A 24,491-nucleotide genomic window follows, 5' to 3' on the forward strand; every position below is an offset into this window, starting at 1 on the left:
TACCCGAACCCACGGAGCCGAATCTATGAGCATTACCGCTATCAACGTGCGCAACCAGTTTCGCGGCAAGATCAAGGAAATCATTCGCGGGCCCGTCGTTTCGGAAGTCGATGTCGATACGGCATTCGGCATCGTCACCTCGGTCATCACCACGCGCTCGATCGACGAACTCGAGTTGAAGGTGGGCTCGGAAGTGGTCGCGCTGGTGAAGTCGACGGAGGTCTCGATCGCGCGCCTGTGAAGCGTGCCCGCGCGCCGGCGCCGCCTGCGAGTCGCGGCGCGCGCAAGTGCTAGCATGAACCGTCAACGGAAGACGGAAGAGGCGAGCATGGAGCCGAAGGGCATCGACATGGGCGACTACCAGGAGCGCTACAAGGACTACGATATTGAAGTCGCAGTCGAGCAGGTGCTCACGGGCGTGAAGGCGCACTATCGTGTGCTGAAGGACGATACGATCGTGGAGGACTGGCAGCTCGTGCCTATCACGCGCCTCTGGTCCACCGAGCACGCGGCGGCCGAGGCGGGCTTCGAAGCGGCGCGCGCGTGGATCGATGCGCGCGGCACGCAAGCGAGCTAGCGTTTGCCTTGCGAACTCGCGCTGGGCGACTGGCTTGCCCGGCGCGCTGCATCGGCGAACATGTCGCGTAGTTGCTGGCGCTCGGCCCCGGTCAAATGTGCAGCGGCGGCCGGCATCGTGAGGACCAGGTGCAGCGTGAGGTTGCCGCGCCCGCCGTTGCGGTCCGCGAGTCCAAGACCCGGCAGACGGATCGGCGTGCGCGCATTCGCGTTCGCCGGAATTTTCACGTCGAACGTGCGGCCGAGCACCTTGGCCTGAACGCCGCCGCCTAGCATGGCCGTCACGAAGTCGACTGGAAGCTCGCAAGCGAGATCGAGCCCGTTGCGCGTAAAGCCCGGGCCGCAAACGATGGAGACGGAGAAAGTCGCGTCTCCCGGTGGGCCGCCGTTCACGCCGGGGTGGCCGCCGTCGGCCACCACCAGACGCTGGCCGTCCCATGCGCCGTGTGGAATTGCGACCACTTCCGACTTGCGCCATGTCTTTACGCCGGTGCCGTGACATTGTTCGCAAAGCGCGCCGCGATCTTCCTGTTCGCACGCGGGACACGGACCTTTGACAGGGTAGTGGGCTTGAACGCCGCCGCCATTGATCGCGACTTCTAGCGGCACGAATAGCTCGACGAGGCAGTTGGCGCCGCGCATGGGCGGCGCCGCGCGACGCTGACGCGGTTGCGCTTCGCCGTTGCGGGTCTTGCCGGCCGAACTCGCGGCGCCAGTTGTCCTCGCCGTTGGCGCGATGCGCCTGCCGCTCAGAATCTCGAAGGCCTCCTGAATGAGCTTGAAGACCGGCTCGACTGCCGCCTCGCGACCCTTGTTGCGGTCGGGGTGGTACTTCGCGCGCAGTTGACGGTAGGCGCGCTTGATTTCTGCCGGGGACGCAGTCTCCGGCAGGTGCAGCCGCCTGTAGTATTGCTCGAAGCTCAAAGACGTTCCCGGGTGTCTCTCGTGCACAGACGCAATTGAGCCCGCAACCCGTGCGGGCTCATTTGTTCACTGCTGAATTCTTTGGGGTGGCTGATGGGACTCGAACCCACGACAACAGGAATCGCAATCGAGTCGGCGAACAGCAAATTCAGGTTAAAAATCAAAGCGCTGTGATTTTGATTTCGGAATATGGCCCACTTTATCGACCCACACCGGTGTGGGTTTGCGGCGGGGCATTCCGAAATGCTGTCGCTATTTTAGCCGCTCCTCCTAATTTCGTTGCTCTGGTATCCGCACTGAGTCCAAGCCAGTCGGCGAGTTCGTTCGTGGTCAGGTAGTCGCTCATCGATGGCTCTATTCGCTACTTGCCTTGAGTGCGTGGGTTCCCAGCTATTGGGGGGCGATTACCTGTTACATGCATAACTGCGACGTCGGCCATGCTACTATTTCCTTTCAATTTGAAAGGAGACTGCCGATGGGCTGGAACGTGCGTTTTACCGACTACCGTGGTTACGACCTCCATTCGGAAATCCTTGAGTGCCCCAATGAAATGTGGGTATGGCGCGCGAAAGTAAGCAGGGGCCCAGAACGCGAGATCGCTTCGAGTGAAGACCTGAAGACGAGCCACAGGACTCGGGACGATGCCGAAAGCGCCGGGTTCGCTTGGGGGCGCGCGATGGTCGATGAAATCTTGATGGGCTAGGCAAACCTGTTTCACTCGGCGCTCTCGTCGCATCGGAAGGCGCGAGAGCGGCTCGTTCGCCGGCTGCTGCTATGACGCTCCCGCGCGCTTCGCTTGTCGATCTCGGTGTAATAGGCAGTCATTTCCCTGCCGCTATGTGATGGGGGGATTGCCCCAAGTCGCTAAAGGTTGCTGCCACAGCGGCCGTTAACGATTTCCGTGGCGCGTCCACATTCACTTAACGATCTCTAAAAATTCACCCTCGGCGCCGGTGTTAGATTGCAACCGGGAGGAGAGCCAATGAACAATCACGTCATTCGCTACAAGGGATACATCGTCGATTTCACGCCGTTTGATGTTGGCAACGGAGAATTCGGTCCGCGGTGGGCCATCGCAATGGACGATACTGTCTGGGCTGGCAGTGTCCCGTTGTCTAGTGGTCGTTTGATGCATCGCGGTACCTACGAAGAGGCAACAGCAATCGGGAAGCTGCAAGCTTTGCAAATGATTGACCTCGACTAATGCTGCGTGTCAGGTTACGCAATCACTGCGCTGCGTATTGATTTGATTGATCTCGTCGTCGTACTTGGCCATCTCTCTGCTGTTGTCTGGCAGGGATCCGGCAGCGCACGAATGTACTGAACGCTGCCTCGAAAATCCTTGGTCGTTTCCGACGCAAATGTGTGATTAACTTGCTCCCGCTCGCGCCCATGCGAGCGCGCAGCAAGCGAAATCGGTGCAATGGTTCGGGAGAATCATTGCCAGTCGTCGGGGACAGACTTTGGACAAAGTTGACGAGCTCACAACTGCCTACGAGGCTTGGGTTGCGGCACGCGAAGGATTGGCGCGTGATCTGCCGCCGCTGATCCTCGAAAACCCAAACGACGATTTGATACGCGCCCTGATCGCGCGCGAGGTCGCTACCCATCGCCAATTCGTTGCTGCGAAAGAGCGGGCAAACGGCATTACTTAGGCGACGGTTCGAAGGTGTTTCATGCCGGGCTCAGGCTGACGACCCAGGCCAGCTACGCGCACACTCAAAAGATTGCAGCGTCGCATGCGGGATCGCTTTCGCGACCAACCGCTCGCGCCGCTTCGACTTGAATTGCTTACACCGGCGCTTAAACGGATTCCAGAAAGCAAAAAGCCCAGTTCATCGAACTGGGCTAAGTGCTTGAATTCTTTGGGGTGGCTGATGGGACTCGAACCCACGACGACAGGAATCACAATCCTGGACTCTACCAACTGAGCTACAGCCACCGCTGTTTTCTCAACTAGCGCTGCTTCGAAAGCGGCGTCAATCAAGAAGCAAGATTATATACATACTAAAGTTGCCTTGCCTAGCCCTTTATTCAAGAATTTCGTCCGGAACGCGCAGATATTCGCGGGCCTCGTCGAAGATCGCGAGATCTGCCTTCGCGAGCTTGCGGCTGTCCGAGAGGATGCGGCGCCAGCCGCGCGCGCCGGCCACGCCGCGGTAGAGGCCCAGCGCATGGCGCACGATCGCGCCCAGGTAAGTGCCGCGTGCGATTTCGCTCGCGCAGTACTCGATGAGCTTCGCTTCCACTTCCTCGCGCGTAAGCGCAGCATCGGTCGAGCCATAGAAGCGCGCATCGACGTCGGCGAGCACGTAGGGGTTGTGGTACGCCTCGCGGCCGAGCATCACGCCATCGACGTGCCGTAGATGCTGCTCGACTTCGTCGAGCGTCTTGATGCCGCCGTTGATGATGATTTCGAGCTGCGGGAAGTCGCGCTTGAGCTGGTACGCGTAGTCGTACTTGAGCGGCGGGATCTCGCGGTTTTCCTTCGGGCTCAAGCCCTTCAGGATCGCGTTGCGCGCGTGCACGATGAAAACCTCACAGCCCGCTTCGGCAATCGTGCCGACGAAGTCGCGCACGAACGTATAGTCCTCGACCGTATCCACGCCGATGCGGTGCTTGACCGTAACGGGTACGGATACGACATCGCGCATCGCCTTCACGCAGTCCGCCACCAGTTGCGGTTCGTTCATCAGGCATGCGCCGAACGCGCCGCGCTGCACGCGCTCGGACGGGCAGCCGCAGTTCAGGTTGATCTCGTCGTAGCCCCACTGTTCGCCGAGCTTCGCGGCGCGCGCGAGGTCGTCGGGTTCGCTGCCGCCCAGCTGAAGCGCGACCGGCGCCTCGGCCGGCGTGAACGCGAGATGGCGCGGCACGTCGCCGTGGATGAGGGCGCCCGTCGTCACCATCTCCGTATACAGCCACGTGTGCCGGGAGATGAAGCGATGCAGCGAACGGCAGTGGCGATCGGTCCAGTCCATCATCGGCGCGACAGAAACGCGGCGGGGGCTGGCTTGACGGGTGGCGGACATGGCGATGGGAAACCGGGGAGTAACGGCTGACGTGGATCAACCTTGCATTTTAACGCATGCGGGCCTGGCTCTTCGTACCCTTTGCGCACTGCGCCAATTTGCCGGATACCTAAGCAGGAAGTGCGCCCAATGGCCATTTTCGGCCGAAAAACCCTATCCGCGTTATGTAATCCGCCTGCAATTTGCTGCGTCGCGCAAATTTTTTTGGGAGCGCTTTTAGGGTCTGTTCGGCGCTCAGCCCCGTCAGATCTGCCTGACAGGATTGTTGTGGAACGGAGAATAGTAAATTCGGATTATCGCGATTATTTTCCGATAGTAGGTGTATACACTGAGTTTCGTTGACGCAGCTCGTGGGCACTGACCTCCCAGGCGCGGCGCCTTCCCGATCCGCAACTGAACCTGATATTGGAGTCCACCATGAAGACCAAACTCATCGCAGCGCTGCTGGTCGCAGCTACCGCTTCTGTTGCCGCTCCGGCGTTCGCCAGCGGCTACGGCCCGGCACCGTTCTATCGCCCGGACGTCGGCGCGCCCGCTTCGCAGCGTGGCCAGAGCGTCCAGACCGTGGCCGCCGAACGCGTCCAGGAACAAGGCGCCCAAACGGCTTACGGCGGTGTCGCCGGCTCGGCTTCGCAGTCGGGCAGCCACGCAAAGGCCACGGGCCCGCAATCGGTTTTCTTCGGCCAGTAAGTCGCGCCGAAGTTTCCGATTCGTTGCTGAGCCGCCCGCGAGTCGGGCGGCCTGAAAGCCGGATGTCGTTGCGACGTCCGGCTTTTTGCTTTTCTGCGGCCGTTCTGTTTCTTTCCCGTGCGCCGCTCAGGAAGCGGCGCGCAGGCGCTTGTCGATCGCTTCGCGAATGCGATCGAAGGCCGCGTCGAAGGCGTTGTCCTGGGTCGGAAAGCGGCCAGCGGCGATGCCGTCGACCGGCACGTTGGCGTTTTCGGCGTCCGTGAGGCTCTGGATGATCTGCGTCGAGACGTAAAAACCGGCTTCGTGATCGCCGTCCACGCCGGCTGTCATGTCGAAACCCATATATTCGTAGCTGCGTCGGTTTTCCATGCCGATTTCTCCTGGTAGGCGCACGTGCGGATTCTGGCACGTCTGTCGCCGAGCGGCGCCGCGACCGCCGCGGCGCATTGCGCCACTTGCGGAAGCATGCGGTCGTATTCTGCAACTCCTGAAAAATTTCCCGCGTCGTGGTAGTTTCGGCGCTCCCCAACCGAACTGATGGACAACGTTTCCATGGAATACCGCACACTCGGCGAGACCGACGTCAAGGTGAGCCTGATCGGGCTCGGCACGATGACGTGGGGCGAGCAGAACACGGAGCGCGAGGCGCATGCGCAGATCGACTACGCGCTCGACCAGGGCGTCACGCTGATCGATGCCGCTGAAATGTACCCCGTGCCGCCGCGCCCGGAGACACAGGGACAGACCGAGCGCTTCATCGGAACGTGGCTCGCGCAGCATCGCGCGGCGCGCGAGCGTATCGTGCTCGCCACCAAGATTGCAGGCCCGGCGCGCCAGCCGCACAATCCGCAGCACATTCGCGGGCCGCAGAACCAGTTCGACCGCAAGAACCTGACCGAAGCGCTCGACGGCAGCCTGAAGCGCCTGCAGACCGATTACGTCGACCTGTATCAGCTGCACTGGCCCGATCGCAGCACGATGACGTTCGGCCGCAGCATGTACCCGTATCTCGACGATGCATACACGGTACCGATCGAGGAAACGCTCAACGTGCTCGCCGATTTCGTGAAGGCGGGCAAGATCCGCCATATCGGCGTGTCGAACGAAACGCCGTGGGGCGTCGCGCAGTTCCTGCGTGCGGCCGAAAAGCTCGGGCTGCCGCGCATCGTGAGCATCCAGAATCCGTACAGCCTGCTCAACCGGACGTTCGAGAGCGGCCTGTCCGAATTCGCGCACCGCGAAGCCGTGGGCCTGCTCGCGTATTCGCCGCTCGCGTTCGGCTGGCTTTCGGGCAAGTACGAGGGCGGGGCGCGTCCCGAAGGCGCGCGCATCACGCGGTTCGAGCGCTTCAAGCGCTACAGCAAGCCGGAATCGGTGGCCGCAACGACGCGTTACGTGGAACTCGCCCGCGCCCATGGCTACACGCCTGCGCAGTTCGCGCTCGCGTTCGTCAACAGCCGGCCGTTCCTCACCAGCAATCTGATCGGCGCGACCTCGCTCGAGCAGTTGAAGGAAAACATCGCCAGCGCCGACGTCAAGCTCACCCCCGAAGTGCTCGCGCAGATCGACGCGCTGCACGAGCAGCAGCCGAATCCGGCCCCTTAAAGGGAAAGCGGCAAACCGCGCTGTCCCTCACCGGGCCGCGCGGCGTCGCGTGAGGCGCCAACGCAGCAAAGGCGTTGGCGATTCGCAAGGCATACACTACGATCCAGCATGCGCCGCCGGGGCGCCATCACGCCTCGCGTGACGGCGCGCCGGCGGCCGTTCATACGCTCAATCCCGGAGAATTTTTACAATGACGAGCGCACGTCCAGCGCAATCGCCCCCGTCTTACGGCTGGCCCATTTTTATTTTGCTGGCGGTGGCCGGCCTCTTCTACGTGAAGTGGTTCCCGTACTATCACCGCGCATTTACCGCCGAGGAGACGCACTCCATCGGCAAATCGATCCTGATGGGCGGCGCGGCCACCGCCCCCGATCCCTCGTTCTCCGCCGCGCTCGATTACGCCTATGCCTACGGCAAGGCGATCTGGCAGGCCATGGTGCTCGGCCTGCTGCTCGGTTCCGGCGTGCAGGCGCTCCTGCCCGTGCAATGGGTCGCGCGCGTGCTCGGCCGACGCGGCTTCGGCAGCGTCGCGGCGGGCGGCCTGCTCGCCGTGCCCGGCATGATGTGCACCTGCTGCGCCGCGCCAGTGGTCGTGGGCCTGCGCGCGCGCAATGCGTCGGCTGGTGGCGCGATTGCGTTCTGGCTCGGCAACTCCGTGCTCAATCCCGCGACGCTCGTGTTCATGGGCTTCGTGCTCGGCTGGCAGTGGAGTGCGCTGCGTCTCACGCTGGGCCTGCTGATGGTGTTCGGCCTCGGCTGGGTCTGCAACCGGCTCGTGACGCCCGAGGAATCGCGTGCCGCCGACGATCGCCTCGCGCAACTCGCCCAGCAGCAGGCCGAAGGCGGCAACGTCTTCGTGCGCTGGGCGCGCATCTTTGCGCGCATGGCCGTGCGGCTGGTGCCGGAATACATCGTGCTGGTGCTGTTGCTTGGCGCCGCTCGCGCATGGCTGTTCCCGCATATCGGCCCGGAAGTCACGAGCGGCCTTGGGTGGATCGTCACGTTCGCCGTGGTCGGCATGCTGTTCGTGATCCCTACGGCCGGCGAGGTGCCGATCATCCAGGCGATGCTGGCGCTCGGCATGGGTGTGGGTCCAGCGGGCGCGCTGCTGATGACGCTGCCACCCGTGAGCGTGCCGTCGTTCGCGATGCTGGCGGGCTCGTTCCGGCCGCGCATGCTCGCGGTCGTGGGCACGACGGTGGTGTTCTTCGGCATCGCCGCCGGGCTCGCGGCGGTGGCGCTAGGCTTCTAGGGACGCCGGGACGAGGCAGGCGCCATGCGTTCAGCGTTGGCATTCTTGTAATACGCGGGCGGTTCGCCGTCCGCCACGGAGCGGGCCGCGGCCCGAAAACCAGCATGGCAAAGCAAAAAACCAATCCGAAACTCGAGCAGGCGCTCACGCGCGGCGATCTCGCCATTCGCCAGGCCAATTCGGCACGCGCCACGGCGGTGCTTCGTGCGCTCGGCAAGATGATCGTCGAGGCTTCGGCCACCATCGGCGTCGAGGCGGATACCTCGATCCCCGACGGCGATCGCATCTACGACCCGGCCGACGGTCTCTGGCCGCAGTCGCTGCTGGTCTCGCTCGATGGCCCGGTGGAGGAGTCGGATCCCGAAGAGATCCGCACGGTGCGCTTGCTCGCCCAGACCCAATCGACGATGTTCCGCGTGGAATGGCATCGCGCCGACGGCAAGGTCGGCCGCCAGGAAGGCGGCCCGTTCGCGACGGTCGCGTTTATTTCGGACGTCGATATTCCCTGGGGCGACGACGAGGACTGAACGCCGCGCTATGGGGTGTCAGCGCATCATGCGCCGGCGGAACAGCACGGATGCGATCGCGAACGGCACCACTACGTAGATCGCGAGCACGAGCAGGTGCAGGCCGGCCTGCTCGACAGGCCGGTCGAGCATGGCGGGGCGGATCAACGCAACGGCATGCGCGAGCGGTAGCATCAACGTGATGTGCTGCGCGGCGGCGGGCAGTTGCGCGATCGGAAAGAACACGCCGGAGAGCAGCAGCATCGGCGTGAGCACGAGCGTCTGATAGAACATGAAGAAGTCGTAGGACGGTGCGAGCGCGGTGACGATCATCGCGCAGCTCGCGAAGGCGAGGCCCGCGAGCGCGATCACGGGCAGCGCGAGCAGCATGGAAGGAAAGCTCGCGTAGCCGAGCAGGCCCGCCACCACCATGATCGCCACCCCCGATAGCATCGACTTGCTCGCGGCCCACATCACCTCGCCGAGCACCACGTCGCCGAGCGTGAGCGGCGTGTGCATGATCGCTTCCCAAGTGCGCTGCACGTGCATGCGCGAGAAGCCCGAGTACATCGACTCGAAGCTCGCCGACATCATCACCGAAGACGACACCGTGCCTGCCGCGAGAAACGCGATGTACGAGACGCCGTCGACGTGCCCGACCATCAGCCCGAGCCCGAAGCCCAGACCGAAGAGATAGATCATCGGATCGGCGAGATTGCCGAACATCGACGCGAGGGCGAGCTTGCGCCAGACCAGATAGTTGCGCCGCCACACGGCCATCCAGTGCGTCGCGTTCGAAGGCAGCGCGGCGCGCGGCTCGCGCACGCTCGCATGTTCGGGGCGCGAGGGCGTCGGGTTGTTGGTGCGTGTCTGCATGGTGTCCTTGGCGATTCGTACGCGGGCGTTGATCCTGCCGCCGTTAATCCTGCATCTCGCGGCCCGTGAGCCGCAGGAACACGTCTTCGAGATTCGCGGGCCGGTGCAGATAGCGCAAATCAGAGCGATGGCGCAGCTTCGCATGGACAGGCGCAGGGTCGTCGACATAACAGAACAGCGTCTCGCCGCTGATCTCGGTGCGCTTCGCGTCGGCCGCAAGTTCATCGCGCAACGCGACCGGGTCCGGTCCGTACACCTCGATCACATCGCAGCCGATCTCCGATTCGATCAGCGCCTTGGGTGCGCCCTCGGCGATCTTGCGGCCTTCCTCGATCACGCAGACCCGATTGCAAAGCCGTTCGGCCTCCTCCATGAAATGCGTGGTGAGGAGAATCGTTTTGCCGCGCGCGAGCAGCGAGCGCAGCCGCTCCCAGATCAGATGCCGTGCCTGTGGATCGAGGCCCGTAGTGGGCTCGTCCATCACAAGCACGTCCGGGTCGTTCACGAGCGCGCGCGCGAGTGTGAGACGTCGGCGCATGCCGCCTGAGAGTTCGCCCACGCGTGCGTCGGCCTTGCTTTCGAGGCGCGCGAATTCGAGCAACGGCGCGACGAGGTCGCGCGTTTCGCGCGCGGACAAGCCGAAGTAGCGGCCGAACACGAGCAGGTTCTCGCGCACGGTGAAGTCGGGGTCGAGATTGTCGAACTGCGGCACCACCCCCACGCGCTGGCGGGCGTGGCGCGCGCGCGCCGGCACCGGCTCGCCGCACAGGCTGATGCGACCCGCATCGGGCGAAACGATGCCGAGCAGCATGCGCAGTGTCGTGGTTTTTCCCGCGCCGTTCGGGCCGAGCAGTCCGAAGCACTCGCCGGGAACGACGTCGAACGACAGGCCGTTGACGACCGTCCTGTCTCCATAATGTTTGATGACCTGCTCGAATTCGATGGCGGGTGCGGGCATGGACCGGTTGAACGTGAGTCGATCGGGCATCGCGCGAGTCGCTCGAAGTACCGAACGAAAAATCGCACGAAACGAGGCGGCCCATTTTAGTGCATTGCTGCGCGGCGGGTCGGGCGTCGCTCACAAGTGTTTTGACGATGCACGAGGTAAATGCATGTCGCGGCAAGCATCCAGCACTGTGCAAGATGCATGCGCCGATTGGGACGCGCCTGGCGTTTTTCGATGCACACCTGGCGTTTTCCAGCCCTTGCGTGTGGAATTGCGGCGCACCATCATGAGAATCGCACAGCCTGCAAATCACGCGGGCGGGGAGAAGCGATCATGGCGAGCTATAAAAAAATTCTGCTCTGTTACGACGGCTCGCGCGAAGGCCGCAAGGCGCTGCGGTGCGGCGCCGATCTTGCACTCGATCTGCAGGCCGAGACGCACTTGCTCTCGGTCGTCGACATGCGTTCGACGATTGCCCAGAGCGCCGGCCTGTTGACCGACGTGGCCTGCGGCCGCTTCGAGGAAACGGCGCGCGAGATTCTTCAGGAAGGCGTGGACTGGCTAACTGAGCGCGGCGTGCGCGCTCAGGGGCATTTCGCGTTCGGTCATCCGATCGACGAAATCGCGAATCTGGCCAACGAGCTGAATGCCGACCTCGTGGTGGTGGGCCACCGCTGCCGCACAGGGCTCTCGCGTTGGTGGATGGGCGCCGGCAACACGCCGCTGCTCGACCGCGTTTCGTGCAGCATTCTCGTGGCGTGTTCGTCGGCGGCTGAGGAAAAGCAGCAGCAAGCCGCCGCGTAGGGGATCAAGCGGGCCGGCTCGCCTGGAACCGGCCTGTTAGCGCTGCCACTGCCGATCTGTCTCAGTTCGAGACGTTTCCTTCGCTTAGCTCGACCGCCGAGAGCTTCCACGAGAAGAGCCCGTGACGCTGCAGAATGGCGGCGTAGTGCTCGCCCGTACTGCCGCGGTCCCACGTGAGCGCGAACTCATTGAGGCCGCGATAGCCCGCCGTGGTCACCGGCCGCGCCTCGGGCGCGGGGGTGCCGGATACGGCCGGGGCCGGTGGCGCGGCGGAGGCGGCTGCCGATTGCGGCGGCTCTGCCGATTGCGCGGATGGCGCGCCGGATTCCGCTGGCGGCGGCGCGTGTGGCCGGTCGCCGGGCTTGCCCGTCGGCGGCATACCATCGAGCAGGGCGGCCACGCCTTCCGGTGTGGCGTAGGCATCCACGAGCGGACTAATCAGTGCCGCGCCAATTACGGCGCCGAGGATCAGCAACGGATTGCTGCTGTGCTGCCCCTCGACGCGCCGGTGCAGCATCTCGCCCACCTGCTGTTTCAGGCTCAGGCGCAGCGCAGGGTAATCGACGTATTCGTTGAGCGCGACGGCGTCACGCGCGTCGGCCGCGGCTTTCATGTGTTTCACCGCGATATAGGGCGACGCATAGGCGTAGCCGATCGCGGCAACGACCATTGCGACGGCGACCGTGATCGCAACGGGCTTTTTCCAGCCTTGGGTCTTGCGCGGGGTAGAGAGAGATTCCGTCATCGGCATAGGGCAAATCGTTTAAACACGGTGTTGACCGCAAACCGGGCCAAACGATCCCGCCCGTAACCTCTTCTCACATTTGGGCAGCGTTGCTGCTTACTTCGCGAGTGCCGCGGGCAGGTCGCTGTGCTGCTCGGCGATGCAGCGGTCGATTGCGCGGCAAACCGCGTCGACCGTGCCGACTAGGATGAGCCGCGACGGACCCTGATAGACGCGCACGGGCGCGCGGCGCATGGGCTGTTCGGTGTTGAGCGTGCTGTTGAGCGACACGCGCGCAAACGCCGGCTGTGCCGAGGGCAGCACGGGCAGGTCGGCTGTGCTGGCCGCCTCCATCTCAGGCGAGTCTTCGAAGAGCGAGCCGCTCAGTGCGGCAGCCGAACCGCGGACTTCGCGGACCGCGCACGAGGCGATTCCACGGAGATGGCGAAGGCGGCCGAATTGGCGGAAGGGCAGCAGGCGGGCAAGACGTTCCATGACTCTCTCCAGGTATGCGCAGATGGTGCGCAAACAATATGCAAACCGCGCTGAGACGGATTCCTTAGAATTCGGTGGGGCGGATCAGCCCGACCGCGATGCCTTCGAGCGCGAATTCCGCGCTGCCGGCCTCGACGAATATATTGTCGTAATCGGGGTTCTCGGCGATGAGCTCGAGCCCGTTCGGACGGCGCTTCAGGCGCTTGACGGTGACGTCGTCGCCGAGGCGCGCCACGATGATCTGGCCGTCTTTCGCTTCGGCCTTTTTCTGCACGGCGAGCAGGTCGCCGTCGAGGATGCCGGCGTCGCGCATGGAAAGGCCGCGCACCTTCAACAGGTAGTCGGGGCGGCTCGAGAAGAGCGCCGGGTCGCACATGTAGTTCTGCGAGATGTGCTCCTGCGCGAGGATCGGGCTACCCGCAGCGACGCGGCCGACGAGCGGCAGCGAGAGCTGCATGATGCTCGGGTGCGGGAGCGTGAACTGGTGCGGCAGGTCGTCGGGCCCCGGCACGAGGCGGATGCCGCGCGAGGCGCCCGCAGCCAGTTCGATCACGCCCTTGCGCGCCAGCGCACGCAGATGCTCCTCCGCGGAGTTGGCGGAGCTGAAGCCGAGTTCCGCCGCGATCTCGGCGCGCGTGGGCGGAAAGCCTGTGCGCTCGATGGCCCGGCGAACCAGATCGAAAACCTGCTGCTGTCGTGCGGTGAGTTTGGTCATGGCGCCACTGTATGTTTGAACAGGTAACTGTATTTTTATACAGTACTCGCCACTTTTCAAGTGTTACTTGAAGTTCATCGACTGAACGTTGCCATCAGGCCGTTTTCCCGTGTTTGCGCGGATGAAGCCACGCTTTAACAGCGACTTCCTCTGTCCTTACCACTTTTGCGTATTAAAAAATAAGAAAACATCATTTTTAATAATGTAAGGAGATCGCTAGACTGGCCTCCATCGTTAGCTGCAGTTTCATCAATGAGCGCAAACGAGCACACACGAGAACGGAGAACAGATAGATGGGCACGACACATACGGGGCGCGCGGGCTGGCTGAAAACACTGGCGGCAAAACTGGTCATCGGCGTTGCGCCGCTCGTCGGCGTCACGGCGATGGCGGCTATGGTGCCGCTGGCCGCTCACGCGGATACATCGCTGCTCAACGTCTCCTACGATCCGACGCGCGAGCTGTACCAGGACATCAACGAAGCCTTCATCAAGCAGTGGAAGGCGAAGACGGGCGAAACGCTCACCATCAAACAGTCGCATGGCGGCTCGGGCGCACAGGCGCGCTCGGTGCTCGACGGTCTGCAGGCCGACGTCGCGACGCTCGCGCTGGCATGGGACATCGACGCGCTCGCCAACAAGGGCATCGTCGCGAAGGACTGGCAAAAGCGCCTGCCCGACAACGCCTCGCCATACACGTCGACCATCGTGTTCCTCGTGCGCAAGGGCAACCCCAGGCACATCAAGGACTGGGACGATCTGACCAAGCCGGGTGTCTCGATCGTCACGCCGAATCCGAAGACCTCGGGCGGCGCGCGCTGGAACTATCTCGCGGCGTGGGCGTATGCGCTGCACCAGCCGGGCGGCAACGAGCAGAAGGCGAAGGACTTTGTCACGAAGCTCTACAAGAACGCGGGCGTGCTCGACTCGGGCGCGCGGGGAGCCACGACGAGCTTCGTGCAGCGCGGCATCGGCGATGTGCTGATCGCATGGGAAAACGAAGCATTTCTCTCGCTCAAGGAGTTCGGCCCGGACAAGTTCGAGATCGTGGTGCCTTCGGTGAGCATTCTGGCTGAGCCGCCGGTTGCCGTGGTGGACAAGGTCGTCGACAAGAAGGGCACGCGCAAGGAGGCCGAAGCCTACCTGCAGTTCCTCTATAGCGAAGAGGGCCAGGAGATCGCCGCGAAGAACTTCTACCGTCCGCGTTCGGACAAGGTCCCAGCGGCGCTCACGGCGAAGTTTCCGAAGCTCAAGCTCTACACGGTCGACGACACGTTCGGCGGCTGGCCCAACGCGCAGAAGACGCATTTCGCGGATGGCGGCGTGTTCGATTCGATCTATCAGCCGCAGTAAAGCTGTCGAGCAGTCAAGCAGCAGGCGGTCAAGCAGTAAGCGGTCCGCATAACGACGTGACCGCATAACAACGAAGCGCGCCTCCGGGCGCGCTTTTCGGCGCGAATCTGCAACGCACGAATCGCGCAACCCATGTCTGGACGATGAGCATGACAACGTTTCGATTGCGCAAGCCCAGTGCGCTGCCTGGCTTCGGTTTGACGCTTGGCATCACGGTGGCCTATCTGAGCCTCGTGGTGCTCATTCCGCTTGCCGCCACCTTTCTCAAGACGGCGACACTCGACTGGAGCCAGTTCGTGCGCGCCGTGTGGTCGCCGCGCGTGATCGCGTCGTACCGGCTCACGTTCACCGCCGCGCTCGGCGGGGCGCTGATCAACGCGGTATTCGGCTTCCTGCTCGCGTGGGTGCTCGTGCGCTATACGTTTCCGTTCAAACGGGTGATCGATGCGCTCGTCGATCTGCCGTTCGCGCTCCCGACTTCCGTGGCGGGCATTTCGCTCGCCGCCGTGTATGCCGGCAACGGCTGGATCGGCCAGTTCCTGCAGCCGCTCGGTCTGAAGATCGCCTTCACGCCGCTCGGCGTGCTCGTGGCGCTGACCTTCATCGGCTTGCCGTTCGTCGTGCGCACGGTGCAGCCGGTGCTCGAGGACTTCGAGCGCGAACAGGAAGAGGCCGCTGCGTGCCTCGGCGCCTCGCGCTGGCTCACGTTCCGCCGTGTCGTGCTGCCCGCGGTGCTGCCGGCGCTCCTCACGGGTTTCGCGCTCGCGTTCGCGCGTGCGCTGGGCGAGTACGGCTCGGTCATCTTCATCGCCGGCAACGTGCCGATGAAGTCGGAGATCACGTCGCTGCTCATCATCACCAAGCTCGAGCAGTACGACTATGCGGGCGCAACGGCGCTTGCCGTGATGATGCTCTGCGTCTCGTTTGTCATGCTGCTGCTCATCAATTCGCTGCAGTGGTATTTGCAGCGCCGCACGAGCCGGGGTGTAACGGCCGGCAGCGCGCCGAGTGCCGTGGTGGGCGCAACCGTCGCGGGAGGTGCGCAATGAGCACGCTGCCGCAACAACGAAGCACGCGCCGGCCGGACCCGGTCACCGAATCACCGTGGGTGCGCTGGCTGCTGACCGGCATTGCGCTCGCGTTTCTCGCGCTGTTTCTCGTGGTGCCGCTCGTCGCGGTGTTCTGGCAGGCGCTGTCGAAGGGTATCGGCTTCTACTTCACGTCGCTCGTCGATCCCGACGCGCTCTCCGCGATCAAGCTCACGCTCATCACCGCGGCGATCGCGGTGCCGTTGAATCTGGGCTTCGGCCTCGCGGCGTCGTGGGCGATCGCGAAGTTCGAGTTTCGCGGCAAGGCGCTGCTCACCACGCTGATCGACCTGCCGTTTTCAGTTTCGCCCGTGATTTCAGGTCTCATCTACGTGCTGCTGTTCGGCGCGCAGGGCTGGCTCGGGCCGTGGCTCGAAGACCGCAACGTGCAGATCATCTTCGCGGTGCCGGGTATCGTGCTCGCCACCATCTTCGTGACGTTCCCGTTCGTCGCGCGCGAGCTGATTCCGCTGATGCAGGCGCAGGGCAACGACGAAGAAGAGGCCGCCCACGTGCTGGGCGCCTCGGGCTGGCAGATGTTCCGCCGCGTGACGCTGCCCAATATCCGCTGGGGTCTGCTGTACGGCGTGATTCTCTGCAACGCGCGCGCCATGGGCGAGTTCGGCGCGGTGTCGGTGGTGTCGGGTCATATTCGCGGCCAGACCGACACGATGCCGCTGCACGTCGAGATTCTTTACAACGAGTACAACTTCGCGGCGGCGTTCGCCGTGGCATCGCTGCTCGCGTTGCTCGCGCTCGTCACGCTCGGCCTGAAGCTGCTCGCGGAGCGCCGCCTTTCGGCGGAACTGCGCGGCGCGGACGAGATTCCCGCCTACGCCGGCCCGCAACCCGTGGCCGTGCAACATGTTTCACAACACGCAGCGCCTCGCGCCGTGCGCCAACCGATTCAAGTAGGGGAGCAGTAAACATGGGCATCACCGTCAGCAATCTGCACAAGCGCTTCGGCGACTTCACCGCCCTCGACAACGTCTCGCTCGACTTTCCGCCGGGCGAGCTGGTTGCGCTGCTCGGACCTTCCGGTTGTGGCAAGACCACGCTCCTGCGCGTCATTGCGGGCCTCGAATACGCCGACGCGGGCCAGGTCGTGCTGCAAGGCCAGGACGTGGGCGAGGTGGGCGCGCGCGAGCGCCAGGTGGGCTTCGTGTTCCAGCATTACGCACTGTTCCGCCACATGACGGTGTTCGAGAACGTGGCGTTCGGCCTGCGCGTGAAGCCGCGCGGCGAGCGGCCCTCGGAGGCCGTGATTCGCGAGAAGGTGCATGAACTGCTCAAGCTCGTGCAGCTCGACTGGCTCGCGCAGCGCTATCCGTCCGAGCTGTCGGGCGGCCAGCGTCAGCGCATCGCGCTTGCGCGCGCGCTCGCCGTCGAGCCGAAGGTGCTGCTGCTCGACGAACCGTTCGGCGCGCTCGACGCCAAGGTTCGCAAGGAGTTGCGCTCGTGGCTGCGCCGCCTGCACGACGACCTGCATATCTCGACGATCTTCGTCACGCACGACCAGGAGGAAGCGCTCGAGGTGGCCGATCGCATCGTCGTGATGAATCATGGGCACGTGGAGCAGGTCGGCAGCCCGCAGGACGTCTATGATCATCCGCAGACGGCCTTCGTCTACGAATTCCTGGGCGCCGCGAACCGGCTGCGCGGCAGCGTCGATGCACGCGGTTTCGTCGCCGAGGGCGCGGCGCAGCCGATCTCCGTGCACGCGAGCTTCGAAGGGCCCGCGCTCGCCTACGTGCGGCCGCACGACCTCGTGCTGCACCGCCAGGCGAGCGATCATCGCGACGGCATCGTCGTCGACGTGCGTCGCGTGGTGACGCTGGGCGGCTCGGTGCGCGTGGAGCTGGAAAGCCGCACGGGCGGCGCGCTCGAAGCCGAGCTCGACCGCGAGTCGTGGCGTGCGCTGGGCCTTTCGGTCGGCGAGGGCGTGACGGCCGTGCCGCGCGGGCTTCGCGTATTTCCGGCGCAATGAGCGCTGTAAAAAGCGGCGCAGCAAGCGTTACAGTGCTCACATCGACAAAAACGAATAATCGGTCAGCAGTCCCGGAGAGAAGACCATGAATTTTCAGCAGTTGCGTTTCGTGCGCGAAGCCGTACGGCAGAACATGAACCTGACCGAAGTGGCGAACGTGCTGTATACGTCGCAATCAGGCGTTTCCAAGCAGATCAAGGATCTCGAAGACGAGCTCGGCGTGGACATTTTCATTCGCCGCGGCAAGCGCCTGACCGGCCTCACGGAGCCCGGCAAGGCCGTGCATCAGCTGATCGAGCGCATGCTGCTCGACGCCGAGAACCTGCGCCGCGTGGCGCGCCAGTTCGCGGACCAGGACAGCGGCCACCTCGTGGTCGCGACGACGCACACGCAGGCGCGTTACGCGCTGCCTAAGGTCGTGCACCGGTTCCGCGAAGTGTTTCCGAAAGTCCATCTCGCGTTGCGTCAGGGCAATCCGCAGCAGATCGCGCAGATGATCATCAACGGCGAGGCCGACATCGGCATCTCGACCGAGGCGCTCGACCGCTTCCCGGACATCGTCACGTTCCCGTGCTACTCGTGGCATCACGTGGTGGTCGTGCCGAAGTCGCATCCGCTCGTGGGCCGCGAAAATCTCACGCTCGAAGACGTGGCCGAGTATCCGGTCATCACCTACGACCAGGACTTCACGGGCCGCTCGCACATCGACCAGGCGTTCGCGAAAGCGAGCGTGGTGCCCGACGTGGTGCTGACCGCCATCGACGCGGACGTGATCAAGACCTACGTCGAACTCGGCATGGGCGTGGGCATCGTCGCGGCGATGGCCTACGACCCGAAGCGCGACAGCGAACTCGTCGCGCTCGACACGGAGCATCTCTTCGATGCGAGCACGACGCGAGTGGGCCTGCGCAAGGGCGCATTCCTGCGCCAGTACGCGTACCGGCTCATCGAAATGTTCGCGCCGCAGCTCACCGAGCAGCAGATCGCGAGCCAGCTGCGCGAGGCAACCTGAAAAGCGCGCTGACTTTCTCGGCGGGCGGCGGATCGCTTAAAATCGCCGCCATGAATACTTCCACTTCCTCCTCAGCGGCGGCGCCCAGGCTGCCGCGCATTGCCGTGCTCGCCACGGGCGGCACGATTGCGGGCTCCGCCGCGGACGCCGCGAACACCGCGGGCTACCAGGCCGGCGTGATCGGCGTCGCGCAGCTGCTCGCAGCCGTGCCGGGCCTCGACGCCATCGCCCAGATCCATGCCGAGCAGGTCGCGAGCATCGACAGCAAGGACATGTCGCTTGAGCTGTGGACTACGCTCGCGCAGCGCGTGAACGAACTGCTGGCCAGCGACGAGATCGACGGCGTGGTGATCACGCACGGCACGGATACGCTCGAAGAAACCGCGTACCTGCTGCATCTCACGGTGAAGAGCGCGAAGCCATGTATCTTGACGGCCGCCATGCGGCCCGCCACGGCGCTTTCCGCCGACGGCCCGCTCAATCTGCTCAATGCCGTCACGCTCGCGGCGAGCGAGGCGGCGGCGGGACAGGGCGTGCTGGTGGCGTTCAATAACCGCATTCATTGCGCACGCGACGTCGCGAAGATCAGCACCTATGCGGTGGATGCATTCCAGTCGCCGGAAATCGGCGCGCTGGGCTGGGTGCAGGATGGGCGCGTGGAATTCCAGCGCCGCGCGCTGCGCCCGCATACGGTCGATGCGCCGTTCACGGCACCGGTCCAATGGCCGCAGGTCGAGATCGTGACGAGCTACGCGGGCGTGTCGCGCGCGGCGGTCGAAGCACTCTTTGCCGCCGGTGTGGATGGGTTCGTCGTGGCCGGCACGGGCAACGGCTCGATTCACGGCGCGTTGCAGCAGTCGCTGGCCGAAGCGGCCGCCAAGGGCGTGGCCGTCGTGCGCGCCTCGCGCGTCGGCTCGGGCCACGTGATGCACAACGGCGCGGCCAAGGACGATACGCTCGGCTTCGTGTCTTCGGGCACGCTTAGCCCGTACAAGGCGCGTGTGCTGCTGCTGCTCGCGCTGGCGGCTGGCACGACCGACAAGGCGGGGCTGCAGGGCGTGTTCGACACGTACTGAGCCTGGCCGCGTACAAAGTAAAACGGGCCTGGCGGATCGCTCCGCCAGGCCCGTTTCGTTTCTGGCCCTGTTCGTGTGTCGCCGCACTTACTGCAGCGGCGGAATCACGAGCACCTGACCCGGATAGATCTTGTCCGGGCTCTTGAGCATCGGCGTGTTCGCCTCGAAGATCGCGTCGTTCTTCGCGCCGCTGCCATAGTACTTTTCGGCGATCTTCCAGAGGTTGTCGCCGGCAACGACCGTGTGGTGCTGCGCTTCGGGCGCGGGGTTGGTCACGGTCATCTGGTCGTCGACCTTGTCGACGTTCTGCACGTTGCCGGCCGCGACGAGGATCTTCTCCTTGGTGGGCTGGTCGGCGGCGTTGCCGGTGACCGTCACCGTGTGCGAGACGCCGTCGTAGGTCACGCCGAGGTTGTCGGCGTCGAGGCCCTGCGAGCGGATATAGGCCGCGATCGCGTCGCCGGCCTTCTGGTTCAGCTCGGCGAGATTCGCGGCGGGGTCTGCCGGTGCGGCAGCGGGTTCCGCGGCGGCGGCCGGCGCGGCAGCCGTGCCGAAGAGTTTTTCGCCTGCTTCCTTGATGAAATTGATAATGCCCATCGATCACACTCCTCACGTGCTGGAAATGACTGGGTGGTCACGCGTCGGGTCCACATTGACCCGTCGGCATGACAGCCCGATGAAAGCACGATTCTAGAAACGTGGTCGCGAACGCGTCCATCGGGGCAGCGTCAAAGAGTGTGAAACCGGGGAAAGAAGAGAGAAGGCAAAGAAAAACGGGCATCCGACACGCGGACACCCGATGACGACGTCTGACCGACCAAGGCTTCCCCGCCGTCACCGGGCGCCGCTTTCGGACCCCACTGGCCGCCCTCAGCCCAGAGCGGCACCGATTTGCCTCGCGACGGTTGCCGCCGCCGCGAAGCGCCCCACGGGAGGCTGATGCACACGCTCGAATGCCTGCGCACCAGCCGGTATGCGTGATCCGGTTCTACAGGCGGTCCGCCCGTTGCGTCGCGCGAACCGCCGTGCTGCTACCTGCTACCGCTGAAAATCAAGCCACCTTCACCTGCGCTTGCGGCTCGGCGATCTCGAAGTTCGCCATGATCTCGAGCGCGCGGATCATGGCCGAGTGGTCCCATGCCTTGCCGCCGTTCGCGGCGCACACGCTGAAGAGCTGCTGCGCGCTCGCGGTATGCGGCAGCGCGATGCCCAGCTTGCGCGCGCCGTCGATCGCGAGATTCAGGTCCTTCTGGTGCAGTTCGATGCGGAAGCCCGGATTGAACGTGCGCCTGGTCATGCGCTCGCCGTGCACTTCGAGAATGCGCGACGAAGCGAAGCCGCCCATGAGGGCCTTGCGCACGCGCTCGGGGTCCGCACCCGAACGTGCTGCGAACAGCAGCGCTTCGGCCACGGCCTCGATGTTCAGCGCGACGATGATCTGGTTCGCCACCTTGCAGGTCTGGCCCGCGCCGTTGTCGCCGATGAGCGAAATATTCTTGCCCATCAATTCGAACAGCGGCTTGGCAAGATCGAACGACTTCTGCGGGCCGCCCACCATGATCGTGAGCGTGGCTTCGCGTGCGCCGACTTCACCGCCCGAGACCGGCGCGTCGAGATAGTCGCAGCTGAGTGCGTTGATCTGTTTGGCGAACTGTTGCGTTTCGAGCGGCGAGATCGAGCTCATGTCGATCACGAGCTTGCCGGCCGAGAGACCCTTGGCGACGCCGTCGTCGGCGAACAGGACGTTGGCGACATCAGGCGTGTCCGGCACCATCACGATGACGATGTCCGATACCTTCGCGACAGCCGTCGAATCGGCGACGACTTCGGTTTGCGTGCGCAGGTCGTCGGGCACCGGATACTTGCCGTTCACGGCGAGCGTGTGGCCGCCCTTGATGAGATTACGCGCCATGTGCGCGCCCATGATGCCGAGTCCGATAAAGCCAATCTTTGCCATCTTGTGTCTCCGTTTAAGCGAATGCGTGAATGTGCGTCGTTGCGTCCGATTGCGGGCTCAGGCGAGTTCGGCGGTGCGCTGCTTCGCGCTGCGCAGCCAGCCGAGGCCTTCGACGGTCGTCGTGCGCGGCTTGTACTCGCAGCCGATGTGGCCTTCGTAGCCGAGCGAGTCGAGCAGATCGAACAGGAACGGGTAGTTGATTTCGCCCGTGCCGGGTTCATTGCGGCCAGGATTGTCGGCGAGCTGGACGTGGGCGATTTTCGCGAAGTGCTTCTTGATCGTCGCGGCGAGTTCGCCTTCCATACGCTGCATGTGATAGATGTCGTACTGCAGGAACAGGTTGTCCGAGCCGGTCTTTTCGATCACGTCGAGCGCTTCGCCGGAGCGGTTCAGCGCGAAGCCGGGAATGTCGTACGAATTGCACGGCTCGACCAGCAGGCGGATGCCTTCGCGTTTCAATTCACCCGCGGCGTAGCGCAGGTTCTCGACGATCGTGGCGAGCGCCGTGTCGCGATCGACGCCTGCCGTCGGAATGCCGACGAGGCAGTTCAGTTGCGGCACCTTCAGCGCCTTCGCATAGTCGATCGCGCGGCCCACGCCTTCCTGGAATTCGCCGCGGCGCTCGGGCAGGCAGGCAATGCCGCGCTCGCCCGCTTCCCAGTTGCCGGCGGGCAGGTTGTGGAGGACGAGCTTCAGCCCGTTGACCTCGAGGCGCTCAGCCAGTTCGGCGGCGTTGTACGGATACGGGAACAGGAACTCCACGGCGTCGAAGCCCGCTTGTGCGGCCGCTGCGAAGCGGTCGAGGAAGGGCACTTCGTTGAACAGCATGGTGAGGTTCGCGGCGAATTTTGGCATGGTGCTGGGTCTCGCTGGTCGGTCAATGAAAGAAGTCAGGCGGAAGGTCACGCAGTCAATCATTCAGGCAGCGCGCCGATGCCGGGCGCGCTGCTCGTGCTGCGTTGATGCGGGCTCGAGTGCGCTCAGTCGAGGGCATTGATCGCGCTGATGGCAGTCGGCGCGTGCTCGGGTTTTTCGGCCAGTTCCTCGAACTCGTTGATGGCGTCGATCTCGGTGCCCATCGAGATGTTGGTCACACGCTCGAGTATCACTTCGACGACGACCGGCACGCTGTGCTCGGCGGCGAGCGCCTGGGCCTCTTTAAGCGCCGGGGCGATCTCTTCGGGCTTGAACACGCGCAGCGCCTTGCAGCCGAGGCCTTCGGCGACCGTCACGTGATCGACGCCATAGCCGTTCACTTCAGGCGCGTTGATGTTCTCGAACGCGAGCTGCACGCAGAAGTCCATGTCGAACGCGCGCTGCGCCTGGCGGATCAGGCCGAGATACGAGTTATTCACGACGACGTGCACGTACGGCAGCTTGAACTGCGCGCCCACGGCCAGCTCTTCGACCATGAACTGGAAGTCGTAGTCGCCCGAGAGCGCCACGATGGGACGCGTCGGATCGGCTGCGCGCACACCGAGCGCCGCGGGAATCGTCCAGCCGAGCGGGCCCGCCTGGCCGCAGTTGATCCAGTTGCGCGCCTTGTACACGTGCAGGAACTGCGCGCCGGCGATCTGCGAAAGGCCGATGGTGCTCACGTAGCAGGTGTCGCGGCCAAACGCCTTGTTCATCTCTTCGTACACGCGTTGCGGCTTGATCGGCGTGTTCTCGAAGTGCGTCTTGCGAAGCATCGTGCGCTTGCGCTCCTGGCAGTCGGCCACCCACGCGCTGCGATCCTTCAGCTTGCCCGCGGCCTTCCATTCCCTGGCGATTTCGACGAACAGTTCGAGTGCGGCCTTCGCGTCCGAGACAATGCCGAGATCCGGGCCGAACACGCGGCCGATCTGCGTCGGTTCGATATCGACGTGCACGAACTTGCGACCCTTCGTGTACACCTCGACGCTGCCCGTATGGCGGTTCGCCCAGCGGTTGCCGATGCCGAGCACGAAGTCTGAGGCGAGCATCGTGGCGTTGCCGTAGCGTTGCGAGGTCTGCAGGCCGACCATGCCGGCCATGAGCGGATGGTCGTCGGCAATCGCGCCCCACGACATGAGCGTCGGGATCACGGGCACGCCCACGGTTTCGGCGAACTGCACGAGCAGGTCTTCGGCTGCCGCGTTGAGCACGCCGCCGCCCGAGACGATCAGCGGCTTGTCGCTCGCGTTGAGCAGTTCGAGTGCGGCTTCGATCTGCTTGCGCGTCGCGCGCGGCTTGTAGACCGGCAGCGGCTCGTACGTGTCGATGTCGAATTCGATTTCGGCGAGCTGCACGTCGATCGGCAGATCGACCAGCACCGGACCCGGACGGCCCGAGCGCATCAGATGGAACGCCTGCTGGAACACGCGCGGCACGAGCGCCGGCTCGCGCACGGTGACGGCCCACTTGGTGACGGGCTTGGCGATCGACTCGATGTCGACGGCCTGGAAGTCTTCCTTGTAGAGGCGCGCGCGGGGCGCCTGGCCCGTGATCGCGAGGATCGGAATCGAATCGGCCTGGGCCGAGTAGAGGCCCGTGATCATGTCGGTGCCCGCGGGACCCGAGGTGCCGATACACACGCCGATGTTGCCCGGCGTGGCGCGCGTGTAGCCTTCGGCCATGTGCGAGGCGCCTTCGACGTGGCGCGCCAGCACGTGCGTGATGCCGCCGGCCCTTTTCATCGCCGAATAGAACGGATTGATGGCGGCGCCCGGCACGCCGAAAGCGGTGTCGATGCCTTCTTTTTCGAGCACCAGAACGGCGGCGTCGACGGCTCTCATTTTGGCCATGATTGTCTCCTGAATGTCTCGTATGCGAGGAATGGCGATGCGTTGAGGCCCACTTTAGGGGCGCAGGAAAGGTTTGATAAGATCAGTCCAGGTCGTTTATTCCGAAACA

The 24,491-nt window shown here is 64.2% G+C and carries 27 protein-coding genes, 1 tRNA gene and 1 pseudogene; 16 read left to right on the plus strand and 13 right to left on the minus strand.

The features are described 5' to 3' along the window. Positions 1-25 precede the first annotated feature (25 nt). Positions 26-241, plus strand: coding sequence for a molybdopterin-binding protein (locus AB4Y43_RS03980; RefSeq protein WP_028204871.1), 216 nt, complete (start codon positions 26-28; stop codon positions 239-241). 87 nt (positions 242-328) lie between these two features. After that, positions 329-577 carry a DUF6566 family protein gene (locus AB4Y43_RS03985; RefSeq protein WP_069267560.1) on the plus strand — a complete coding sequence of 83 codons (249 nt, stop codon included), beginning with the start codon at positions 329-331 and terminating at the stop codon, positions 575-577. Here AB4Y43_RS03985 and AB4Y43_RS03990 read toward each other — a convergent pair. Further along, positions 574-1,500, minus strand: a complete 927-nt coding sequence (locus tag AB4Y43_RS03990) for a DnaJ C-terminal domain-containing protein (RefSeq protein ID WP_368684025.1) — start codon at positions 1,498-1,500, stop codon at positions 574-576. The genes AB4Y43_RS03985 and AB4Y43_RS03990 overlap by 4 nt on opposite strands. 475 nt (positions 1,501-1,975) lie before the next feature. On the opposite strand from AB4Y43_RS03990, the gene AB4Y43_RS03995 reads away from it, so the two are divergent. The 3 genes from AB4Y43_RS03995 to AB4Y43_RS04005 all read left to right on the plus strand — a co-directional run bounded on the left by AB4Y43_RS03995 (position 1,976) and on the right by AB4Y43_RS04005 (position 3,155). Continuing rightward, the gene (locus AB4Y43_RS03995; RefSeq protein WP_368727086.1) at positions 1,976-2,203 is read left to right on the plus strand and encodes a hypothetical protein; all 228 of its coding nucleotides are present in this window, start codon (positions 1,976-1,978) and stop codon (positions 2,201-2,203) included. Positions 2,204-2,482: 279 nt separating this feature from the next. Beyond that, the gene (locus AB4Y43_RS04000) at positions 2,483-2,704 is read left to right on the plus strand and encodes a hypothetical protein (protein WP_069267557.1); all 222 of its coding nucleotides are present in this window, start codon (positions 2,483-2,485) and stop codon (positions 2,702-2,704) included. A 259-nt stretch (positions 2,705-2,963) separates the two neighbouring features. Then, entirely contained in the window at positions 2,964-3,155 is a 192-nt protein-coding gene (locus AB4Y43_RS04005; protein ID WP_141710819.1) for a hypothetical protein, read from the plus strand. A 211-nt stretch (positions 3,156-3,366) separates the two neighbouring features. Here AB4Y43_RS04005 and AB4Y43_RS04010 read toward each other — a convergent pair. Both AB4Y43_RS04010 and dusA read right to left on the minus strand, forming a co-directional pair. Next, positions 3,367-3,442, minus strand: a tRNA-His gene (locus AB4Y43_RS04010). Positions 3,443-3,530: 88 nt separating this feature from the next. After that, the gene (gene dusA / locus AB4Y43_RS04015; RefSeq protein ID WP_368727087.1) at positions 3,531-4,532 is read right to left on the minus strand and encodes a tRNA dihydrouridine(20/20a) synthase DusA; all 1,002 of its coding nucleotides are present in this window, start codon (positions 4,530-4,532) and stop codon (positions 3,531-3,533) included. Between the two features lie 417 nt (positions 4,533-4,949). On the opposite strand from dusA, the gene AB4Y43_RS04020 reads away from it, so the two are divergent. Continuing rightward, the gene (locus tag AB4Y43_RS04020) at positions 4,950-5,222 is read left to right on the plus strand and encodes a hypothetical protein (RefSeq protein ID WP_028204875.1); all 273 of its coding nucleotides are present in this window, start codon (positions 4,950-4,952) and stop codon (positions 5,220-5,222) included. Between the two features lie 126 nt (positions 5,223-5,348). Here AB4Y43_RS04020 and AB4Y43_RS04025 read toward each other — a convergent pair whose 3' ends face one another. Next, on the minus strand, positions 5,349-5,591 hold the full coding sequence (locus AB4Y43_RS04025) for a hypothetical protein (RefSeq protein WP_342945658.1): 243 nt from the start codon (positions 5,589-5,591) through the stop codon (positions 5,349-5,351). A 183-nt stretch (positions 5,592-5,774) separates the two neighbouring features. Here AB4Y43_RS04025 and AB4Y43_RS04030 point away from each other — a divergent pair, with 183 nt between their 5' ends. The 3 genes from AB4Y43_RS04030 to AB4Y43_RS04040 all read left to right on the plus strand — a co-directional run bounded on the left by AB4Y43_RS04030 (position 5,775) and on the right by AB4Y43_RS04040 (position 8,606). Next, complete coding sequence (locus tag AB4Y43_RS04030; protein ID WP_368727088.1) at positions 5,775-6,827, plus strand: NADP(H)-dependent aldo-keto reductase; 1,053 nt, start codon at positions 5,775-5,777, stop codon at positions 6,825-6,827. Positions 6,828-7,017: 190 nt separating this feature from the next. Then, positions 7,018-8,079 (plus strand): permease, encoded by a 1,062-nt coding sequence (locus AB4Y43_RS04035; RefSeq protein WP_069267553.1) that lies wholly within the window; start codon positions 7,018-7,020, stop codon positions 8,077-8,079. A gap of 104 nt (positions 8,080-8,183) precedes the next feature. After that, positions 8,184-8,606 (plus strand): hypothetical protein, encoded by a 423-nt coding sequence (locus AB4Y43_RS04040; RefSeq protein ID WP_042268617.1) that lies wholly within the window; start codon positions 8,184-8,186, stop codon positions 8,604-8,606. Positions 8,607-8,624: 18 nt separating this feature from the next. On the opposite strand, the gene AB4Y43_RS04045 is transcribed toward AB4Y43_RS04040, so the two are convergent. Both AB4Y43_RS04045 and nodI read right to left on the minus strand, forming a co-directional pair. Continuing rightward, a complete protein-coding gene (locus tag AB4Y43_RS04045; RefSeq protein ID WP_133184261.1) occupies positions 8,625-9,461 on the minus strand; it encodes an ABC transporter permease in 837 nt (278 codons plus the stop codon). Positions 9,462-9,504: 43 nt separating this feature from the next. Then, positions 9,505-10,419, minus strand: a complete 915-nt coding sequence (gene nodI / locus AB4Y43_RS04050) for a nodulation factor ABC transporter ATP-binding protein NodI (RefSeq protein WP_368684087.1) — start codon at positions 10,417-10,419, stop codon at positions 9,505-9,507. A gap of 321 nt (positions 10,420-10,740) precedes the next feature. On the opposite strand from nodI, the gene AB4Y43_RS04055 reads away from it, so the two are divergent. After that, positions 10,741-11,211: a universal stress protein gene (locus AB4Y43_RS04055; RefSeq protein WP_069267551.1), complete on the plus strand. Its 471-nt coding sequence runs from the start codon at positions 10,741-10,743 to the stop codon at positions 11,209-11,211. Between the two features lie 61 nt (positions 11,212-11,272). On the opposite strand, the gene AB4Y43_RS04060 is transcribed toward AB4Y43_RS04055, so the two are convergent. The 3 genes from AB4Y43_RS04060 to lexA form a co-directional block, all read right to left on the minus strand. Next, positions 11,273-11,956, minus strand: a complete 684-nt coding sequence (locus tag AB4Y43_RS04060; RefSeq protein ID WP_368616196.1) for a DUF2939 domain-containing protein — start codon at positions 11,954-11,956, stop codon at positions 11,273-11,275. Between the two features lie 96 nt (positions 11,957-12,052). Then, positions 12,053-12,430, minus strand: coding sequence for a hypothetical protein (locus AB4Y43_RS04065; RefSeq protein ID WP_368727089.1), 378 nt, complete (start codon positions 12,428-12,430; stop codon positions 12,053-12,055). Between the two features lie 64 nt (positions 12,431-12,494). Beyond that, positions 12,495-13,145, minus strand: a complete 651-nt coding sequence (gene lexA / locus AB4Y43_RS04070) for a transcriptional repressor LexA (RefSeq protein ID WP_042268621.1) — start codon at positions 13,143-13,145, stop codon at positions 12,495-12,497. Between the two features lie 293 nt (positions 13,146-13,438). Here lexA and AB4Y43_RS04075 point away from each other — a divergent pair, with 293 nt between their 5' ends. The 6 genes from AB4Y43_RS04075 to AB4Y43_RS04100 all read left to right on the plus strand — a co-directional run bounded on the left by AB4Y43_RS04075 (position 13,439) and on the right by AB4Y43_RS04100 (position 19,660). After that, positions 13,439-14,497 carry a sulfate ABC transporter substrate-binding protein gene (locus AB4Y43_RS04075; protein ID WP_368604200.1) on the plus strand — a complete coding sequence of 353 codons (1,059 nt, stop codon included), beginning with the start codon at positions 13,439-13,441 and terminating at the stop codon, positions 14,495-14,497. A gap of 149 nt (positions 14,498-14,646) precedes the next feature. Beyond that, the gene (gene cysT, locus AB4Y43_RS04080; protein ID WP_342945663.1) at positions 14,647-15,546 is read left to right on the plus strand and encodes a sulfate ABC transporter permease subunit CysT; all 900 of its coding nucleotides are present in this window, start codon (positions 14,647-14,649) and stop codon (positions 15,544-15,546) included. Next, the gene (cysW, locus tag AB4Y43_RS04085) at positions 15,543-16,511 is read left to right on the plus strand and encodes a sulfate ABC transporter permease subunit CysW (protein WP_069267548.1); all 969 of its coding nucleotides are present in this window, start codon (positions 15,543-15,545) and stop codon (positions 16,509-16,511) included. Before cysT ends, cysW begins: the two co-directional genes overlap by 4 nt. A gap of 2 nt (positions 16,512-16,513) precedes the next feature. Continuing rightward, positions 16,514-17,572, plus strand: a complete 1,059-nt coding sequence (locus AB4Y43_RS04090; protein ID WP_368727090.1) for a sulfate/molybdate ABC transporter ATP-binding protein — start codon at positions 16,514-16,516, stop codon at positions 17,570-17,572. A gap of 85 nt (positions 17,573-17,657) precedes the next feature. Next, positions 17,658-18,584, plus strand: coding sequence for a CysB family HTH-type transcriptional regulator (locus tag AB4Y43_RS04095; protein WP_069267546.1), 927 nt, complete (start codon positions 17,658-17,660; stop codon positions 18,582-18,584). 50 nt (positions 18,585-18,634) lie between these two features. Further along, positions 18,635-19,660 carry an asparaginase gene (locus AB4Y43_RS04100; protein ID WP_368727091.1) on the plus strand — a complete coding sequence of 342 codons (1,026 nt, stop codon included), beginning with the start codon at positions 18,635-18,637 and terminating at the stop codon, positions 19,658-19,660. Positions 19,661-19,747: 87 nt separating this feature from the next. On the opposite strand, the gene lysM is transcribed toward AB4Y43_RS04100, so the two are convergent. From lysM to gcl, 4 genes and pseudogenes are all read right to left on the minus strand, one after another. Then, complete coding sequence (gene lysM / locus AB4Y43_RS04105) at positions 19,748-20,257, minus strand: peptidoglycan-binding protein LysM (RefSeq protein WP_069267544.1); 510 nt, start codon at positions 20,255-20,257, stop codon at positions 19,748-19,750. Between the two features lie 454 nt (positions 20,258-20,711). Further along, a pseudogene (locus AB4Y43_RS04110) lies at positions 20,712-21,632 on the minus strand (2-hydroxy-3-oxopropionate reductase); the annotation flags it as partial. 42 nt (positions 21,633-21,674) lie between these two features. Further along, positions 21,675-22,472 (minus strand): hydroxypyruvate isomerase, encoded by a 798-nt coding sequence (gene hyi / locus AB4Y43_RS04115; RefSeq protein WP_368727092.1) that lies wholly within the window; start codon positions 22,470-22,472, stop codon positions 21,675-21,677. Positions 22,473-22,597: 125 nt separating this feature from the next. Then, entirely contained in the window at positions 22,598-24,382 is a 1,785-nt protein-coding gene (gcl, locus tag AB4Y43_RS04120; protein WP_368727093.1) for a glyoxylate carboligase, read from the minus strand. Positions 24,383-24,491 lie beyond the last annotated feature (109 nt).

Source organism: Paraburkholderia sp. BR10872 (assembly GCF_040965835.1).
Classification (GTDB): domain Bacteria; phylum Pseudomonadota; class Gammaproteobacteria; order Burkholderiales; family Burkholderiaceae; genus Paraburkholderia; species Paraburkholderia nodosa_A.